At 69.6% G+C, this 19,082-nt stretch carries 14 protein-coding genes; 5 read left to right on the forward strand and 9 right to left on the reverse strand.

Annotated features, from left to right (window positions below; translation table 11 throughout):
- Positions 1–1,067 (reverse strand): HAMP domain-containing protein (locus VGS97_RS21820; protein WP_326855478.1); only part of this gene is annotated, 1,067 nt, incomplete at its 3' end.
- 277 nt (positions 1,068–1,344) lie between these two features.
- Here VGS97_RS21820 and VGS97_RS21825 point away from each other — a divergent pair.
- Entirely contained in the window at positions 1,345–3,600 is a 2,256-nt protein-coding gene (locus VGS97_RS21825) for a SpoIIE family protein phosphatase (protein WP_326855479.1), read from the forward strand.
- Positions 3,601–3,793: 193 nt separating this feature from the next.
- On the opposite strand, the gene VGS97_RS21830 is transcribed toward VGS97_RS21825, so the two are convergent.
- From VGS97_RS21830 to VGS97_RS21865, 8 genes are all read right to left on the reverse strand, one after another.
- Entirely contained in the window at positions 3,794–4,348 is a 555-nt protein-coding gene (locus VGS97_RS21830) for a PIN domain-containing protein (RefSeq protein WP_349262212.1), read from the reverse strand.
- Positions 4,349–4,350: 2 nt separating this feature from the next.
- Complete coding sequence (locus tag VGS97_RS21835; RefSeq protein WP_326855481.1) at positions 4,351–4,815, reverse strand: excisionase family DNA-binding protein; 465 nt, start codon at positions 4,813–4,815, stop codon at positions 4,351–4,353.
- Between the two features lie 416 nt (positions 4,816–5,231).
- Positions 5,232–5,798, reverse strand: a complete 567-nt coding sequence (locus VGS97_RS21840) for a DUF3592 domain-containing protein (RefSeq protein WP_326855482.1) — start codon at positions 5,796–5,798, stop codon at positions 5,232–5,234.
- Between the two features lie 68 nt (positions 5,799–5,866).
- Positions 5,867–7,282 (reverse strand): sugar porter family MFS transporter, encoded by a 1,416-nt coding sequence (locus tag VGS97_RS21845; protein ID WP_326855483.1) that lies wholly within the window; start codon positions 7,280–7,282, stop codon positions 5,867–5,869.
- 325 nt (positions 7,283–7,607) lie between these two features.
- A complete protein-coding gene (locus tag VGS97_RS21850; protein WP_349262213.1) occupies positions 7,608–8,201 on the reverse strand; it encodes a GTP-binding protein in 594 nt (197 codons plus the stop codon).
- Complete coding sequence (locus VGS97_RS21855; RefSeq protein ID WP_326855484.1) at positions 8,182–8,490, reverse strand: DUF742 domain-containing protein; 309 nt, start codon at positions 8,488–8,490, stop codon at positions 8,182–8,184. Before VGS97_RS21855 ends, VGS97_RS21850 begins: the two co-directional genes overlap by 20 nt.
- A 131-nt stretch (positions 8,491–8,621) precedes the next feature.
- Positions 8,622–9,044 (reverse strand): roadblock/LC7 domain-containing protein, encoded by a 423-nt coding sequence (locus tag VGS97_RS21860; RefSeq protein ID WP_349260231.1) that lies wholly within the window; start codon positions 9,042–9,044, stop codon positions 8,622–8,624.
- A 211-nt stretch (positions 9,045–9,255) separates the two neighbouring features.
- On the reverse strand, positions 9,256–13,299 hold the full coding sequence (locus VGS97_RS21865) for a nitrate- and nitrite sensing domain-containing protein (protein ID WP_326855485.1): 4,044 nt from the start codon (positions 13,297–13,299) through the stop codon (positions 9,256–9,258).
- A 568-nt stretch (positions 13,300–13,867) separates the two neighbouring features.
- Here VGS97_RS21865 and VGS97_RS21870 point away from each other — a divergent pair.
- The 4 genes from VGS97_RS21870 (at position 13,868) to VGS97_RS21885 (ending at position 18,892) form a co-directional block, all read left to right on the forward strand.
- Positions 13,868–14,935: an ABC transporter substrate-binding protein gene (locus VGS97_RS21870; protein WP_326855486.1), complete on the forward strand. Its 1,068-nt coding sequence runs from the start codon at positions 13,868–13,870 to the stop codon at positions 14,933–14,935.
- 185 nt (positions 14,936–15,120) lie between these two features.
- The gene (thyX, locus tag VGS97_RS21875) at positions 15,121–15,870 is read left to right on the forward strand and encodes an FAD-dependent thymidylate synthase (RefSeq protein WP_326855487.1); all 750 of its coding nucleotides are present in this window, start codon (positions 15,121–15,123) and stop codon (positions 15,868–15,870) included.
- Positions 15,871–16,187: 317 nt separating this feature from the next.
- The gene (gene dapA / locus VGS97_RS21880; RefSeq protein ID WP_326855488.1) at positions 16,188–17,090 is read left to right on the forward strand and encodes a 4-hydroxy-tetrahydrodipicolinate synthase; all 903 of its coding nucleotides are present in this window, start codon (positions 16,188–16,190) and stop codon (positions 17,088–17,090) included.
- A gap of 116 nt (positions 17,091–17,206) precedes the next feature.
- The gene (locus VGS97_RS21885; protein WP_326855489.1) at positions 17,207–18,892 is read left to right on the forward strand and encodes a ribonuclease J; all 1,686 of its coding nucleotides are present in this window, start codon (positions 17,207–17,209) and stop codon (positions 18,890–18,892) included.
- Positions 18,893–19,082 lie beyond the last annotated feature (190 nt).

Genomic DNA, 19,082 nt, shown 5'->3' on the forward strand with positions numbered 1-19,082 from the left:
TCGACCATCGTGTTGATGGTCTCCTTCAGCTCCAGCATCTCGCCGGCGACCTCGACCGTGATCTTCTGCGAGAGGTCGCCGCGCGCCACGCCCGTGGTCACCCCGGCTATGTCGCGCACCTGGGCGGTCAGGTTCGCGGCCATCGAGTTGACCGACTCGGTCAGGTCGCGCCAGATGCCGGCCGCGTCGGGCACGTTGGCCTGGCCGCCGAGCCGGCCCTCGGTGCCCAGCTCGCGGGTGACCCGGATCACCTCGGAGGAGAAGTCGGAGAGCTGGTCGACCATGTCGTTGATGGTCGTCTTGAGCCCGGCCATCGCGCCCGAGGCCGGGCCGCGGATCTTGCGGCGCAGGTCGCCGCCCGCCACCGCCGAGGTGACCCGGAGGATCTCCTGGATCTGGCCGCCGAGCCTGCTCCACGAGTGGTCCATCGCGCCGATCAGCTCGGACCACTCGCCGGGCATCCGGTCCGGGCGGAACGGGGTCTCGGCCGGATTGTCGGACAGCGCGATCTCGCCGCCGATGGTCGCGGCGAGCCAGGCCATCGCGTCGTGCACGTCCTTGAGCTGGCTGGAGAGCCGGTTGACCGAGCGGGCCTTGCGCAGCACGTCGCCGCGCAGCGTGCGCCCGTCCGGCGCGAGGTCGGCGGGGTGCGCGACGGCCTCGATCAGCTCCCCGGCGGCCAGCGCCTCGATCACCCGGTCGACCTCGCCGATCGGCCCGGCGATGCCGTCCAGCATGGTGTTGACCGACTGGGCCGCCTGCTCCCAGGCGCCGCGCCCGGCGGCCGGCGGGATCCGCTCGGTCATCCGCCCGTCCCGGTCGACCGACGTGGCGACCCGGTCGATCTCGGCGACGAACACCTGCTGGCGGTCCACGATCTCGTTGAACAGCGCCGCGGCTTCGGCCATCGGCGTGCCGGGCACCACCTCAAGGCGTACCCGCAGGTCGCCGTCCCGCACAGCCCGCAGCACCTTGACAAGCCCGCTCAGGTCGAGGCCGTCGTCGAGCTCCAGCCTGACCGCGGCTCCCGGCCGCTCGGTCGACGTGCCTGACCGCTGCGCCGCCATTGGGGGTACCTCTCCTCGGTTGCTGCGGATCACCGGACGTTCCGCGGTGGTCGGGAACCAGCGTCCGGACGTACACACCTCGCCTGAGTCAGTTTCGCACCGTACCAGGCACACAGGGAAGGAAAGCAGGACTCCGGCCACGGATCGGGACGATACGACTACAGCTCAACACCTGCCCTTCGAGGCTAGCCGCGCTTCGCCGCCGGCTGTAGCTCTGGCGGTTAAAGAGCGGCCCACCGTTCCTTCACATCGCCGCCACGGTGGATACGATCGTCGAGTGAGCACGGCGGATGACGAGGCGCTGACCGAAGTCAGCACGGCGCTGTTCGGCCCCGATCCTTCGGCGGTGGGACCCGCCCGGGCCTTCGTCCGCGAAACCATCGGCAAGTGGGGCGACGAGACAGTCGTCGACGACGCGGTGCTGATCGCGAGCGAGCTGGTCACCAACGCCATCGTGCACGCCGGAACGCCTGCCGAGGTTTCCTGCACGCTGCTGCGCGACCAGCGCGGCGAGGCGTCCGCCGTGCGCGTCGCCGTGGCGGACTGGCATCCGGGCCGGATCATCCCCGCGCCGCGGCTGGAGTGGGACGAGGACGCCAAGCAGTCGGAGGGCGGCCGCGGCCTGTTCCTGTCGGCGCAGATCGCCTCGGCCTGGGGGGTGCAGTACACCCGGGCGATGAAACAGGTCTGGTTCGTGCTCGACTTAGAGAGCACCGCCGATCACGGCCACACGGCCGCGCCGCCCACTCCCCCGCGCACCACGGAGTCAGCCGACTCGACCACCGGCGCAGGCCGCCGGGGCGTGCAGCGCACCACCGTCGAAGACCTCGACGACTACCTCACGCTGACCGCCGAGAAGATCAAGGCCCTGCTGAATGCCGACGGAGCGTTCGTCCTGCTCGCCGAGGACGGCGGCCTGGACGCCGGGCTGCGCCTGCGCGCCGAGACCGGACTGCCGCCCGGGATGCCCGGCGTCACCGCCCCGCCGAGCGCCGCGGGCCGAATCGGCCTGACCGGGCTGCCCGCCGTCTATCCCGACCTGGCTGGCCCGTCCGACCACGGAACTCCGCTGATCAGCGCGCTGGCCGCAGGCGGCATGCGCTCGATGGCGACCGCGCCGCTGACCGCCACGCCGGGCATCACAGGACTCTCAGGCATCACAGGACTCTACGGAACGACCGGACTACTGGGTGTGGTCGCCCGGGCGCCCGGGCGATTCACCGAGCAGGACGCGCTCACGCTCGGCGAGGGCGCGGAACGGATCGCCGCGATCGTCGAATCCGCAAGGCTCGCCGAGGCCGGCCGCGCACGCCGTGGCGCCCTGTCCTTCCTGGCCGAGGCCGGCGAACTGCTCGCCGGCTCGCTCGACCCGGAGCGTACGCTCGCCCTCGCCGCGCAGCTCGTGGTGCCCGCGCTCGCGCGCTGGTGCGCCGTGCACCGCCTGGACGAGGCGGGCCGCCCGAGCCTGGCCCTGGTCTGGCACGCGGACGAGGATCTGCACGATCCGCTCGAAAAGGCGATCATCGCGTCCGGCGCACCCCCCGCGAACGCGAACGCCGAGGAATGGCCGGCGCTGCGCGACGTGCCCGAGGGCGAAGCGCTGCACCCCGGCGAACTGCTGGTGGTCTCGCTGGCCGCGCGCGGACGCCAACTCGGCACCCTCACCCTGGCCACCCCGGCCGAGCACCGGTTCCCGCACGACACCGCGGAACTGGCCTGGGACCTCGGCCGCCGGGTCGCGGTCACCTACGACTCGGCCCTCGCCTACGCCAGCCGCAGGGAGACCGCGCACGCTCTCCAGTCCTCCCTGCTCCCCGCGCTGGTCCCGGACATCGAGGGCGCCGACATCGCCGTGGTCTACCATCCGGCCGGCAACACCGAGGCCCCCGCCCACCTGAGCCAGGACGCCCTGGTCGGCGGGGACTTCTATGACGTCTTCGAAATCCGCCACGGATGCTGGGGCCTGGCGATCGGCGACGTGTGCGGCACCGGCCCACAGGCCGCCGCGGTCACCGGCCTGGCCAGGCACGCGCTGCGGCTGCTGGCCAGAGAGGGCCTGAGGCCTCCGGCAGTCCTGTCAAGGCTCAACCGAGCAATCCTCGACGAGGGCGAACGCAGCAGATTCCTGACGCTCCTCTACGCCGAGGCCGAGCCGCTCCCCGACAAGTCGCTGGCCTTGGCCGTGGTCTGCGCAGGCCACCCGCCGCCCCTGGTCCTACGCGCGGACGGCTCAGTCGTCCAAGGCGCACGCAGCCAACCGCTGCTGGGCGTCCTCGAAGGAGACCCCGGCTTCCACGTGGACTCACTCATCCTCAAGCCCGGCGAGACCCTGCTGGCGTTCACCGACGGCGCCAGCGAACGCCGTCGCGGCAACGCGATGCTCGACTCCGAGGGTCTGGCCGCCGTGCTGGCCGACTGCCGCTCAATGTCCGCCGCGGGAGTAGCAGCCCGCATCCAACGCGTCGTAGAAGACTTCGGCGACGCCCCCCTGTCCGACGACATGGCCATCCTCGTCGTCCGAGCCTCCACCTGACGGCGGAGGCTCCGCACTCCGCGCGGACCTAGGCCCTCCCACCCGCCCCCGCTTCGCGCCCTCGCGATGCGAGGCCGCTCCACGGGCTCAGGGCGCTGCCGCGCACGCGCTGCGCCGACTCGCTGGCGCTTCGTCGGCTCGCGTTCAACGCTGTGCTGGCCAGGGCTCCGCTGCGCTCCCGCCCGAGCCGTGCTCACCCGATTCGCAGGGTGGCGGCCGCCTCCACAAGCCCAGAACGCTCAAGTTGACGGAGCACGTCGTCGATCGTTTCAGGCGAGCGCTTCCTGGAATCCACGATCTGCTGAACGCATGCATAAACGACCTTGACGTCAAGATCGATCTGGTCGAGAACGAATTCGTCAGGCCGCTTGGCCTCGATGCCCCACCGGCTCAGCACCGATTGAGGAAAATGCCTGACATTGTTGGTGACGATGACCTGCGCGCCGCACTTGATGGCGGCGGCGAGCACGTGCCTGTCATCGGGGTCCGGCAGGTCAAGACCGGGAATCAGCTCCTCGAAACCCGTCACCGAAGCGTCCAGGACCGCCTCGTTCACGCGGGCGCGCAGGACGTCCAGCTTCGCCTCGTCAATGTCCGGCCTGTTCTTCGCAAGGCTCCGCAGCATCTCGTCGAGGATCATATCCGTCCACTTGGCTTCGACGAGGCCGGACTGGCCGATCCGGATGAGCAGATCGCGCAGTGTGTTCGGGTACAACACGTTCGCGTCGTACAGTGCCACAAACGCCATGATCAGTAGAGGCCCAGTTCCTGACTGAGATCGGCCAGTTCGTCTGCGGCGGCCCGCCGTTTGAGGTCGTCGTGGCGCTTGAACTCCATCAACGCCTCAAAGGTGATGCGCCGGTGGCGGCCCACGGTCCGGTAGGGGATCTCGCCCGACTCAAGCAGACCAATGAGGAACGGCCGGGAAACGTTCAACATATCAGCAGCCTGTTGAGTGGTCAGTTCGGCGTGCGACGGAATCACCGAGACGCCACGCCCCGCAGCGAGTTGGCCGAGCACGTGCGCGATCATCTCCACGACCGGCCGAGGAACCACGAGCGCATCATCGGGATCACCCTCTACCAAGACCGATACCTCGTTCGGGCCATCAGGGTGCGCAGCGAGGTAATCGGTGATGCGGCGACGGGCTCGTTCCGCCTGCTCAGCGTTCACCTCGCCCGGCTTGAGCGAACCGACAGACGCGATCGGAGACATGACGATCACCTCACTCCATTCGCATTATCCGCAACACTCGAAATAAACGCAAGCCGCTACGCCAACGGAACTTCCAAGGCTCAGGAGCGAGTGTGTACCCACGGCACCAAACGGTGACGCTTGCAGCTTCCGCGAGGATCTGTTGCATGCCCTGATGGATCACATCGAGGTCGCGCGGATACATCATCGAGTAATTTGGGCTTGACACGAACCATGATGCCCTCGGGTCCAACGTCCAGCATCAGCGCGATGGCCTCACGAGCCCCTGCTTCGGTTTGCTCCAGGCAGCGTGCCTGCGTGTGCACACGTGACACTTCCGGCACGTGTGCGGCCTACTACTCGCCGGAGCACTCCACCACGACGCTGTAGGCCTTCACTTTGTCCGCCGTGCTGGTCAAAGCTCACGCGTGAGGCGCTCATCGGTGACCGTATCGTGCACGTAGCGCGCGTTTGAAAGATTCGGGGGCTCCTCGCCACATGGTCCAGCCGAACCAGGTGAAAAAGCTGCCCATTGGGCCGAACACGACGGGTGCGGCCCACCAACGGCCCAAGTCGCGGACGTCCTCGACCGTCGTGGGGTCACCCGACCGGTACGCGATCTGTATCGAGTCTCCGACTTGTGTGCCCGACTCCACCTTGTCCGTCCAGATGGTGTATGGCATGCCATCTTGGAGGTTGAAGCCCAGCTCGTAGTTGGTGGTCCTGCCGCTGTGCTGGACGTCCTCGACGATCGCGCTCGTACGGATCCCGTTGTCTCTCAGGTTCAGATCCTGGATCGGCAGGACAACCGCCGCGATGATCATGCCGATGCCGCTGGCGACGCCGACGCATCCAATGAGCCACTGCCCGACGCTGTGTCGCCGACGCAGCTCATCGCGTATTCGCATTACGACATCATGGCGCGGCCGACGCTTGACAAGCACTGGCGCTGGAAATCGCTCGCGCGCGATACGCCGCGCCACAGGCACGGACGGCGTCGTCACCGGCGCCTGCGAGGCCTCGCTGCGACGCCGCGTGCGGCGTATCCGCCAGGCACCCGCTCGGCTCGGGCTCAGCCCATCTGCTCCAGGGCTTTGCCCTTCGTCTCCCTGACCAGGAACACGACGAACGGGATCGAGGCGGCGGCGAAGCAGGAGTAGATGATGTACGAGCCGCTCAGGCTCCAGCGGGACATCGACGGGAAGCTCTGGGTGACGGTGAAGTTGGCCAGCCACTGCGCGGCGGCGGCGATGGAGAGCGCCAGGGCCCTGATCCTGTTGGGGAACATCTCGCCGAGCATGACCCAGACGACCACGCCCCAGGACATCGCGAAGAAGAACACGTAGACGTGCGCCGCGACGATGGCGATGGTGCCCTCGTCCTTCGGGATGTGCGCGGTGGCGCCGCTGCCGGAGGCGTAGGAGAACGCCCAGGCGGCCAGGCCGAGGGAGAGCGCCATGCCCGCCGAGCCGATCAGGGCCAGCGGCTTGCGGCCGATCCGGTCGATCACCAGGATCGCCACGACGGTGCCGATGATGTTGACCAGCGAGGTCGAGACCGAGATCAGCAGCGAGCTGGCCTCGTTGATGCCGACGGACTGCCACAGCAGCGAGGAGTAGTAGAAGATCACGTTGATGCCGACGAACTGCTGGAAGATGCTCAGGCCGATGCCGACCCAGACGATCGCCAGCACCCGGCCGGTCGGGCCGAGCAGGTCCTTGAAGCCGGGGCGGTGGTCGGTGGCCAGCACGGCGCGGATCTCGGCGATCCGGGTCGTGATGTCCTGGCGGCCCTCGACCTTGGCGAGCACCGCGCGGGCCCGCTCGTCCTGGCCGGTGGCGACCAGGTAGCGCGGCGACTCGGGCACGGTCGCCGCCAGGGCGCCGTACAGCAGCGCGGGCGCGACCTCCATCAGCAGCATCCACTGCCACGCGTCCAGGCCCCAGAGGCGGTTCTCGCTCTTGCCGCCCGCGGCCCGCGCCAGCGCGTAGTTGACCAGCTGCGAGACGAAGATGCCGAGCACGATCGCCATCTGCTGCAACGAGCCGAGCCGGCCGCGATAAGCCGGCGGCGCGACCTCGGCGATGTACGCCGGGGCGATCACGGACGCGATGCCGATGCCCAGGCCGCCGACCACGCGCCAAGCGGCCAGGTCCCAGATCGAGAACGGCAGGCCCGCGCCGACGCCGCTGATCGTGAACAGGAACGAGGCCAGCAGCATGACCTTGACCCGCCCGATCCGGTCGGCCAGCTGCCCGGCGATCCAGGCGCCGACCGCCGAGCCGAGCAGCGCGGCGGCGACGGCGAAGCCGGTCTGGTTCGAGCCGACGGCGAAATGGTGCTGGATGCCGGTGACCGCGCCGTTGATCACGGCACTGTCATAGCCGAACAAGAACCCGCCCATCGCGGCGGCGGCCGCGATGAAGACCACGTATCCGAAGTGAGCCTCGCCCTGTGGAACCATCGTGTTGGGAGTCCGTACGGCCATAACCCGACGAGATCATGTCGGTACTACCGCCGCCATCCGGAGCGTGGTGGCTTGGTCCGAAAGAGCGAACCCAGCCGGGGGAAGCCGGGGCGTCAAGGGGGCGAGCGCGTTTGGTCGACTTGCTGTGTTGCCAAGTCGCCGAGTTGCCGAGCCGCCGCGTTTCCGTGTGCCAGGTTTCCGTATGCCGGGCTTCTGACGGTCCGACTCTGATGGTGTGACGATTCGTCCGGACGGACGCATACGCGCCTCCGCCCGCCGCTCCCGCACGACTGGCAGCTTCCTACCGTGCGGGGGTGGCGGGCGGAGGCCCTTGGCTCGGCTCAGGTCAACGCATCGCGGCGAACCGGCTCATCGCGTGCTCTACCAAGCGGATCAGCGTCAGCTTGGTGGACTCGCGCGAACGCGCGTCGCACGTCACTATCGGCACGTCGCTCGGGATGGACAACGCCTCCCGCACGTCGTCGACGGCGTGACTGAGCGTCCCGTCGAAGCAGTTCAGCGCCACGATGTAGGGCAGACCGGCGTCTTCGAAGTAGTCGATCGCCGAGAAGCAGTCGGCCAACCGCCGGGTGTCGACCAGCACCACCGCGCCGATCGCGCCGCGGGTCAGGTCGTCCCACATGAACCAGAACCTGTTCTGTCCGGGCGTGCCGAACAGATAGAGGATCAGTTCGCGGTCGAGGGAGACCCGGCCGAAGTCCATCGCGACCGTGGTCGTGGTCTTGTCCGGAACCTTCGACAGGTCGTCGATGCCGTCGCTCGCGGCGGTCATGACCGCCTCGGTCGTCAGCGGATTGATCTCCGAGACCGCGCCGACGAACGTGGTCTTCCCCACTCCGAAGCCCCCGGCGACGACGATCTTGACGGAGGTCGTCGGACCCGCGGAACGTTCGGGCGGGCTAGAGGTTGCGAAGTCCAATGAGCACCCTTTCCAGAAGTGCGAGGTCGGGCTTGCCCTCGGCGGTTTCGGACTGGTGGACGGCGATCAGGCCCGCCTCGGCCATGTCGCCGACCATCACCCGGGCGACGCCCAGCGGCATCCGCATCAGCGCGGCGATCTCGGCCAGCGACTTGACCTCGACGCAGAGGTCGCAGATCCGCTGGTGTTCCGGCATCAGGCCGAAGCCTCCGGCGCGGCCCCGCGGCGTGGTCGAGACCAGTGCCTCGATGGCCAGTTGGTAGCGCGCCCGGGTTCGGCCGCCGGTCATGGCATACGGCCGCACGAGCGGTGACGAATCGTGTCCTGAGCTCAATGAAACCGTCCTTCACGCTGAAGTCGTGCGCCGCCGATTCGGTTGGGTGGGCCGCCGGTGCCGGGCTTCGCGAACCCCGGTGCAGACTACCGGGGAAGCGCGTTCTGCAGTTCGGCCCGCAGCGCGGGGGTGAGCACGTCTCCGGCCCGCTCGACCAGCAGGGCCATCTCGTAGCCGATCAGACCCATGTCACAGTCCGAGGAGGCGAGCACGGCGAGCACCGAGCCGTCGCTGATCGCCATGACGAACAGGAAGCCGCGCACCATCTCGACCACGGTCTGGGTGACCGCCCCGCCCTCGAAGATCCGGGCCGCGCCCTGGGTCAGGCTGGACAGGCCCGAGGCGACCGCGGCGAGTTGGTCGGCACGGTCGCGTGGGAAACCGTTGGACACCGCGAGCAGCAGGCCGTCCGAGGAGACCACGACGGTGTGCGCCACCCCCGGTACCCGGTCGACGAAGTTGGTAATCAGCCAGTTGAGGTTCTGGGCCGCCTGGCTCAGCTCGCTCACAGTGCATCCCCTTCCAAAGGGAACGTCGATACTTTGTTCAGCGGGTCATGAAGGCCAGGGGCGCAGCGGGACGCCGGGCCGGTGCCCGGCGCCGACCCGTCGAGCGCCGATTCGCACGGTGCGTTTTCGTGCAGTGCGGTTCTGTACGACACGGACTCGTACAGCGCCGACGTGGAGATCGCCGGCAGTGCCGGTTGGCGCGGAGCCGTCATCAGTCGTCCCTCCGGTCCTGGCCGGCGCCGTCGCCCGGCTCCGGGTCGGCCGACGCGGCGTCGCGGCCCTGCCGCAGGCCCTGGTGGAAGCTGGAGAGCCGACCGCGCACGGCGTCCGCGGAACGCGGCGGGATGACCGGCGGCGTGGCCTTCGCCGCGCCGACACCGCCGGCGGAGCCCGGCACGAGGTTGGACTTGGGCACCCGCTTCGGCAGGCCCTTCTGCGTCAGGCCGGCCGCCACCGGCTTCGCCGCGGCCTGGGCCGCCTTCCATCCCTCGTCTCCCGGCGAAGACCAGGTTCCGGTGTTCTCCACGGGCGAAGCTCCTCGGGAGTCGGCGGCAGGCGAATCAGTAGTGGCAGACGCCGCCGCCAGAGGCTGCACAGGGGTACCGGCCGAGGCCGGGGACGGCGCGGACGCCGAGACCGGAGCAGGCGCGACGGGGGGAGTCGACGGGGCCGCGGCCACCGGGATGACAGGAGCCGCAGAGGCGGACGAAACGCCACTCGACGATCCGGTACCGGTCGGGGCCATGCCGTTACCTCCCGGGAAGCCACCGCCCGGCGCGGCGGGCCGCGGCATGGTCGGCAGTGGCGGAAGCACCGTGTTGGACTGCGCCATGGCCGCCTGGGCACGCGCCTCGTCCCGGCGGCGGAACCACTCGGACTCCATCGCCTCGAAGATCGGCAGCCGCTCGTCGGTGGACGGGGCCGGGGGCAGCGGATCCTGAGCGAACAGGCGTTCCACCGCCGACTGCGCGCCGCCCGGCTGCGCCGCCTGCGGCAGGTCCAGCGCGTTCGGACCGGTGGGCCTCGCCATCGCGGGCAGCTGTGGCTGGCCCTGCGGTGCGGCCGACGCGGGGGTCGGTGAGCCGGGCGGCGGCGCGAACAGAGCCGGGCCGGCCGGGCTCGGGGCAGCCGTACCGGGGAACTGGGGCTCGGCCGGACGCACGGCCGGGAACTGCCCGGTGGACGCGGGGTCCTGGATTCGCGGGAACTGGCCCGTCGACGCGGGGTCCTGTGGCCGTGGGGCCGGAGCCGACCCACTCTGCGGTGCGGCGGGGCCCGGGAACGGCGGTGCGCTGTCCGGGCCCGGCAGGCGCGGCATCTGGCCGCCGGTCGAACCGGGGTCCTTCACCCGCGGGAACTGGCCTGTGGAGGCCGGGTCCTGGATCCGGGGGAACTGGCCGGTCGACGCGGGGTCCTGCCGAGGCGCGGACGGACCGTCGGCCAGGTCGGGGCGGGATTCGCGCTGGCCGACCCCCGGCATGTTGAACTGCCCGGAGGACGACCTCGGATCCGGCCGGTCCGCTCCCCCGTCGCGCGGCGGAGCGAAGGCCTGGAACTGCCCGGTCGGCATGTCCCGGTCGCCGCCGGGGCGGTTGGATCCGGACCCGGGGAACCGGCCTGCGGCGTCGGGGTCGGGCATGCCCTGCTCTGAGCCGAAGCCGGCCGACCCGGCGCCGACGGAACGGTCTTCGAACGGGGTGCGCGCGCCGGGGATCGTCGGAGTGGCACCCGGGCCGCGCCCTGGACCGTCCAGGCCGGGCAGCGGGTCGGGGCGGCGCGGCAGGTCGTCCTGGCCCGCCGAAGGACGGCCGGGAGCACCGAAGGAGGGCAGGTCGGCGAACTGGTCGCCGTTGGACAGTCCGGAACCCGACATGCCGCCGGACCCGCCGCCCAGTCCGGACGGGGCCGAGCCGCGGTACGGCGGCGCGCCGGAGCTCTCGGACGGGAAGGCCGGGCCGTCCAGGTCGTCCGCCTGGTCGGAGAATCCGCCCTGGCCGCCGCCGCGGCGCGGCAGCGCGCCGAGCGAGCGGGCGCCGGTGGCGGACAGCTCGGGGGTCGGCGCCTGCTGCTCGCCGTCGGCGCCGGCCAGCAGCGTGCTGGGCACGAGCACGAGCGCGGTGATGCCGCCGCCGGCCGAGCGGCGCAGGCGGACCTGGATGCCGTGGCGGGTGGCCAGCCGGCCGACCACGTACAGACCCATGCGGCGGGATATCGCGACGTCGATGACCGGCGGGTTGGCCAGCCGCTCGTTCGCGTCGTCGAGCTCCTCCGGGGTCATCCCGATGCCGGCGTCCTCGATTTCGAGCATCACGCCGCCGGTGTTGAGCATGTTCGCGGTGACCGACACCTTGGTCTCCGGCGCGGAGAACGAGGTGGCGTTCTCCAGCAGCTCGGCGACCAGGTGCACGAGGTCGTTGACGACGCGTCCCAGGACGTTGACGTCCGGCAGGTCGCGCAGGGCGACCCGCTCGTACTGCTCCACCTCGGAGGCGCCGGCGCGCATCACGTCGAGCAGGCGCACCGCCTGGCTCCACTTGCGGCCCGGCTCCTCGCCCGCGAGGACCAGCAGGTTCTCTCCGTTGCGGCGCATACGGGTGGCCAGGTGGTCCAGCTTGAACAGGTTCGCCAGCTGGTCCGGGTCCTGCTCGCTGTTCTCCAGTTCGTCGATCAGCCGCAGCTGGCGCTGGACCAGCGACTGTGAGCGGCGGGAGAGGTTGACGAACATCGAGTTGACGTTCGACCGCAGCAGGGCCTGTTCGGACGCCAGGCGCACCGCCTGTAGGTGGACCTCGTCGAACGCCCGGGCCACCTGCCCGATCTCGTCGTTGGAGGTGATGGGGATCGGATCGACCGAGCCCTCGGCATCGATCGAGTCCGCGTCCCTGAGCCGGCGGACCACCTCGGGCAGTCGGTTGGCCGCGATGTCCAGCGCGCCGCTTCGCAGCACCTGGAGCGGACCGACCAGCGAGCGCGCCACGAGCGCGATTCCGAGGACCGAGAGCAGCAGGGCGAACAGGATGACGCTGCCGTTGCGGTAAAGGCTGGACTGGGCGTTGTCCAACAGCGTCTGCGAGTCGGTGACCAGCTGCTGGATGGCGGTGGCCTGCACGGTACGCAGGTCGCCGATGGTGGCGGGTAGTGCCTCGTCCACCACGTCCGTGCCGAACTGGTTCTTGCTGGCGCTGAAGTTCGTGCTCTCCTGAAGGATCGCCAGCGCGCGGCCGACTGCGGCCTGGGACGTGGTGATGTCGGTGCCTGAGACAGCCGCCTGGTACGACTGCACCAGCGAGGGCGGTGACGCCGTCATGAAGTTGTTCAGCGCCGACTGCTGCGAGGCGATGGCCTGGTTGAGGTCGGTGGCCTGGATCTTCGCCTCGACCAGGTCCGGGTTGGGGCCGTTGCCGCCGAGTTCGCCGTTGGCGATGACCTCCTGGGTGTAGGTCTGCGCGACGGACTGCGCCTCGATCACGTCGTCGATCGCGGCCAGTGACGCGTTGTCCTGGTTGACCAGGGGGTCCGCCGTACCGGACGAGGTCTGGCCGATGACCGCGACCACGTCGTCGATGATGCTGGTGTACGCGCGGAAGACCGGGCTGGCCTGCACCGAGCTGTCGGCGGCGACCTGGCGCAAGTAGGCGATGTCGGTCGCCCGGCCGAAGGCCTCGATGGTGGTGGACTGTAGGCTCGCCAGGTTGGAGATGTTGGCGTTGCCGCTGGTGGCCGCGTTGCCCACCGCCCGGACGTCGTTGGTGGCCTTGATCACGGCCGTCTGCGCGTTCTTGTACGCGGTGACGTAGCCCTCAAGCGTGGACTTGGCGGTCGCGGCGTCCATGTACTGCGAGGGAACCATCGCGGCGCGCCTGTCGGCCGCGGCCATGTTGCAGGGCTGGAACACCGACAGGCAGATCGCGGCGTCCAGCCGCTCCTCCTGCATGGTCAGCAGCACCGCTTCGACCAGGCCGGTGGCCTGCGCCGCGCCGTGGGCGTCCCGGTAGTGCGACTCGTCTGAATACAGGCCATCGATACGCACGGAGCCGAAGCCCATGGCGACCACCAGCGGCAGTAGCACCAGCAGGGTCAGCCGGTTGCGCACGCGCCAGCTGCGCAACGAGAGCTTGCTCGGGCGGTCCGCGGACCGCCCCGGGGCGGGATCGGCGGACTGTGTCGAACGCCGGCGCTCGGGCGCGCCCGGCCGGCTCGCGCGCGGCCCCGGCTGGGCAGGCTCGCGGCGCGGGGTCACGGGACGTGTCTGCACTTGCCCTCACCAAATTCGTGACCGCACCAAAACTGCGCGCGTCTTGTCAGTTGTAGCACCTGGAGTTACACCGGCGGCCGGCACGCCGGACGCCTCGTCGGGCGCGTTCGGCAGTCGGCACGACTCGCACCGCGGCGGGCCGCGCCCGGCGGTTCTTTCAGGAAACGCATTCCAGCACAGCTGCGCCGCTAAGGCCAAGACGGGGGTGCCAGAAATCGTATCGCCGCGCCCGACATCGTCGGACATAACAGAATGAATCGGACGGGGATTGCCGAGATTTTCCACCACGCACTGGCGTATCGGGCCGACGCACTGTCAAACTGCCGACCGCGCCGTTCTTACCCGGACTGAGCAGCGGTGATGCGATCTTCTACAGCCCGTGGCCGAGTGATCGCGAAGCGTAGCCGGGCGGCGATCGACGTGTCGGCCGGCGAATCGCGAAAAGAGTAATGTCCGTGTGCCAAGCCGTGCTCTCACGAGAGCACGCACGCACGATCGGCGCAGGCCCCGCAGATTTCCCCGGCCCGGTATTCAGGGCTCAATCTCGTGGATTAGCATGGCGCCGCCGATGACGAACGCCCGAGAGGTAGCCATGTCCCAGCCGAGCCAGCCAGTCCGCCGGTCGCGCGCCCGCTCCGGGATCGCGCTCGGCCTGGCCGCCGCGGCCGTCGCGGTCACGGCCGGCGCATGCAGCAGCAACGCCAGCGGGCTCGGCAGCCCCGACCACCCGAGCCTGAAGGTCGGCCTGATCGACTCGATCGGCGCGGTGCCGTTCCAGATCGGCACCTCGTCGACGCAGCACAGCTTCATGGACGCGGGCCTGACCATCACGGTGCAGAAGTTCGCCACCCAGAGCGACGAGCTGGGCGCGCTGGCCACGGGCGGGATCGACATCGCGTACGGCGAGTACGCGCAGTTCCTCGATTCGAGCTCGCAGCTCGCGAACAACGGCGACATCCGCGTGGTCAGCGAGGGCTACGACGCCAGCGCGGGCACCATCGGCCTGGTCACCAGGTCCGGCACGACGCTGCCGAAATGGGGTCCGGACGACGCGACTCACCGCCTGTTCGACTGCAACGGTCCGTTCACCATCGCGGTGCCCGACAAGCACGGCATCGAGTATCTCGCTCTGGCCGGCTGGCTCGGGTCGCTGGGCTCGGCGCTGCCCTCGGACTGCGCGGCGATCGTGGAGGTCCCCAACCCGGCTCAGATCATCGGCGGCGTGGCCGCCGGCCGGTACAGCGCCGCAGCGCTACAGGAGCCGTACGTCACGGGCAGTGAGATCAACGCGGGCCTCCAGATGAGCCAGGACCTGGTCACCGGCAACGCCGCGTCGGTGCCTGTGGACGGCTACTTCGCCACCAAGGCATTCGTCACGCAGTACCCGAAGACCACCGCGATCTTCGCCGCGGTGATGGCGAAACTCCAGTCGGAGAGCAGCGAGCGCGTCATCGTGGAGACCGCGCTGCATCAGTCGAACACGATCGACCCGAAGGTGATCGCGATGATGCAGCTGGGCTCGTACCCGTCGGTGGTGCTGCCAGCCAAGCTGGACATCGTGTTGCGCCTGATGGACACCGCCGGCACGCGCACCGGCCAGATGGACAGCTCGAAGCTGACGGACCTGAACAATTAGGCCGATCGACTGAACCCCGAGCCAGCCGAGCCTCAAGCCATCACCCGAGCCACGGTCACCAACGTCAACGGTCGGCGCCCTCCAGCCCACCGCACCGGTTCTGTCAGTCGACCCGAATACCCTGTGCCTAGCACCAGCCGCACATCGAGCGGCAGTGCACCGAGCACAGCACAGGGAGCCGCGCCGTGACCGACGATCCTCAGAACACGCCCGCCGCGCTCGCCGAGGTGCGCTTCCGCTCCGACGTGACCGTCGAACTGGTCAAGTGCTCCGCCGCCGACGCCGACGTCCTGTTCGCCGCCCGGGTGTCCACCGCGGGCGAGCAGTCCCTGGAACAGGTCGGCGCGGACGCCGGGCGCTCCGCCGGACTGATCAACTACCTGATGCGCGACCGGCACGGCAGCCCGTTCGAGCACAACTCCTTCACGTTCTTCGTCTCCGCGCCGATCTTCGTCTTCCGGGAGTTCATGCGGCACAGGACGTTCAGCTACAACGAGGAGAGCGGGAGGTACCGGCGCCTGGAGCCGGTGTTCTACCTCCCCGGACCTGACCGCAAGCTGGTGCAGGAGGGCAAGCCGGGGCGTTACGTCTTCGTGGACGGCACGGAGGAGCAGCACAAGCTCGTCTACGAGGCGACCTGCGACGTGTGCACTGCCGCGTACCGGGCGTACCTGGAGATGCTCGACGCCGGAGTCGCCCGCGAGGTCGCCCGCGGGGTGCTGCCGGTGTCGATCTACTCCTCGATGTACGCGACGTGCAACGCCCGCGCGCTGATGCACTTCCTGTCGCTGCGCACCAAGCGCGAGGACTCCACGTTCCCGTCGTTCCCGCAGCGGGAGATCGAGATGGTCGCGGAGAAGATGGAGGCCGCGTTCGCCTCGGCGATGCCGCTGACCCACGCCGCGTTCAACCGCAACGGCCGAGTCGCCCCCTGAACGCCGCCCCGATCGCCCCACTATCCGTTGCGCCACCGCACGCCACCACCCGGATCCCCGCGACTTCGTCCGGCGTCGAACCGTACCGAATTCTTCATAACACCCAATCGGATGAACATGGCCCGATTGCCCGTATCCAGCTCCCGGGCTTCGTCGATAGTCATGGTGGATCCCGTCACCTCCTGGACCCCCGAGCAGGAGGCGACGGGGTCCTTCCACGTTCGCCGCCACTCCTGCGCGCCCCGTCGGCGCGAGGTTATCCACAGGCTGGGTGCATGGAACTGACGAGCCTGGTCGCGGCCCGGTAGCTTTATCCCATGGCCGCTCCCGCTTCCCCGCACCACACGCCGTTCGGCCGGATCGTGACCGCGATGGTCACCCCGTTCACCGCCGACGGCGGACTCGACCTCGACGGCGCCCGCGCGCTCGCCGAGCACCTCGTCGAGGCCGGCAACGACGCCCTCGTGCTCAACGGCACCACCGGCGAGGCGCCGACCACCACCGACGAGGAGAAGGTGGCGCTGGTGCGGGCGATACGCGAGGCCGTCGGGGACCGAGCGCTCATCATCGCCGGGGTGGGCACCAACGACACCCGGCACACCATCGCCCAGGCGGTCGCCGCCGAGAAGGCGGGCGCGCACGCGCTGCTCGCGGTCACCCCTTACTACTCAAAGCCGCCTCAAGAGGGCGTCTACCAGCACTTCACCGCCATCGCGGACGCCACCCGCCTACCGGTGATGCTCTATGACATCCCAGGCCGCACCTGCACGCCGATCGAGCCCGAAACGCTGATCCGACTCGCCGAGCACGACCGGATCGTCGCCGTCAAGGACGCCAAGGGCGACCTCGGCGCCTCCAGCCGCGTCATGGCGAACACCGATCTGGCCTACTACAGCGGCGAGGACATGCTCAACCTCCCGCTGCTGTCCGTAGGCGCGGTCGGAGTGGTGTCCGTGGCGAGCCATCTGGTCTCCCCGGACCTGCGGGCGATGTTCGACGCGTACGCCGCCGGCGAGGTCGGCAAGGCCAGGGACATCCACCGCTCGCTTCTGCCGGTCTACACGGGTGTTTTTCGCACCCAGGGGGTAATCACCACAAAGGCGGCTCTTCGCGGACTCGGCCTGCCCGCGGGCCCCGTCCGGCTCCCGCTGGTGGACCTGACGCCGCAGCAGCTGGACGTCCTGCGCCGCGACCTGGCGGCGGGCGGCATCGAGCTCTGACCGGGATTCCCGCCACACCGCAGCACCCTCGAAAGCACAGCGAACACGAACACACCGCGCCGGCGCGGGGCCACAGCGCCACCGCGCCCGCACTCGACTCGAACTGGAGCCGCCCGATGAGCCACCCGCATCCCGAACTGGGGCTACCGCCGGAGCTGCCGGAAGGCGCGCTGCGCGTCACCCCGCTCGGCGGGCTCGGCGAGATCGGCCGGAACATGACCGTCTTCGAACACGCGGGCAAACTGCTGATCGTCGACTGCGGCGTACTGTTCCCGGAGCCCGAGCAGCCGGGCGTGGACCTGATCCTGCCGGACTTCACTTCGATCAGGGACCGGTACGACGACGTCGTCGCGGTCATCCTCACCCACGGCCACGAGGACCACATCGGCGCCGTTCCCTACCTGCTGAAGGAACGCCCCGACATCCCCCTGGTCGGCTCGCAGCTCACCCTCGCCCTCATCGAGGCCAAGCTCGCCGAGCACCGCATCCATCCCTACACGCTCGAAGTGCGCGAGGGCCAGACCGAGCGCATCGGCCCCTTCGACTGCTCGTTCCTCGCGGTCAACCACTCCATCCCGGACGCGCTGGCCGTGGTCATCGAGACCGAGGCCGGTACCGTGCTGCACACCGGCGACTTCAAGATGGACCAGCTGCCACTGGACGGCCGGCTGACCGACCTGGCCGGCATCGCCAAGCTCGGCGAGCGCGGCATAGACCTGCTGCTGGTCGACTCGACCAACGCGGAGGTCCCCGGCTTCGTGCCGAGCGAGCGCGAAATCACCCCCGCGCTGGAGCGGGCGTTCGCCCAAGCCACCCGCCGGGTCATCGTGGCCTCCTTCGCCAGTCATGTGCACCGCATCCAGCAGGTGCTGGACATCGCGGTCAAGCATCGTCGCAAGGTGGCCTTCATCGGTCGCTCGATGGTCCGCAACATGGGCGTGGCCAGAGACCTCGGCTACCTCAAGGTCCCAGACCACCTGGTCGTCGACGCACGCGCCCTGGACGACTACGCCCCCGAACAAGTGGTACTGATCTGCACCGGCTCGCAGGGCGAGCCGATGGCCGCGCTCTCCCGGATGGCCAACCGCGACCACCAGATCCGCATCGTCGAGGACGACACGGTGATCCTGGCCTCGTCCCTGATCCCCGGCAACGAGACGGCGGTCTACCGAGTCATCAACGGCCTGACCCGCTGGGGCGCCAAGGTCGTCCACAAGGGCAACGCGAAGGTGCACGTCTCCGGCCACGCGTCCGCCGGCGAGCTGCTCTACTTCTACAACCTGGCCAAGCCCCGCAACGTCATGCCGGTCCACGGCGAGTGGCGCCACCTGCGCGCCAACGGCGAACTGGCCCAGCTCACCGGAATCCCCGCCGACCGAATCGTCATCGCTGAGGACGGCGTGACCGTCGACCTGGTGGACGGCGCGGCCAGAATCAGCGGCAAGGTCCCGTGCGGCTACGTGTACGTGGACGGCCTCTCCGTCGGCGACATCACCGAAGCAAGCCTCAAGGACCGCCGCATCCTGGGCGACGAAGGCTTCATCTCGGTCTTCGTCGTGGTAGACGCCGACACCGGCAAGGTGACCGCGGGCCCCGAAATCCAATCCCGCGGCGCCGGCATCGACGACAGCGCCCTGGCGGCAGTAACCCCCCTGATCGAGGAAGCCCTGGCCCACGCCGCCGCGGACGGCGTAGGCGACGCCTACCAACTCCAGCAACTGGTACGCCGCACGGTAGGCAAATGGGTCTCCGACACCTTCCGCCGCCGCCCCATGATCCTGCCGGTAGTAGTAGAAGTCTGACCCATCCGCACACCAGCCGCCGCGCCACAAGGCTTCGCAACGCTCCGCCAACGCCTGCGGCCGGCCCGCAACGCCTACGGCCACGCGCCCGACCGCCCCACACACTCCGCGCCCTTGCTACCACGAGGGCGCTTCGCTACAAACGTCGGCCACGTTCCTGCGATACACCGGCGCCCATGGCCGTACTACT

The organism is Actinocrinis sp., from assembly GCF_035946395.1.
GTDB lineage: Bacteria > Actinomycetota > Actinomycetes > Streptomycetales > Catenulisporaceae > Actinocrinis.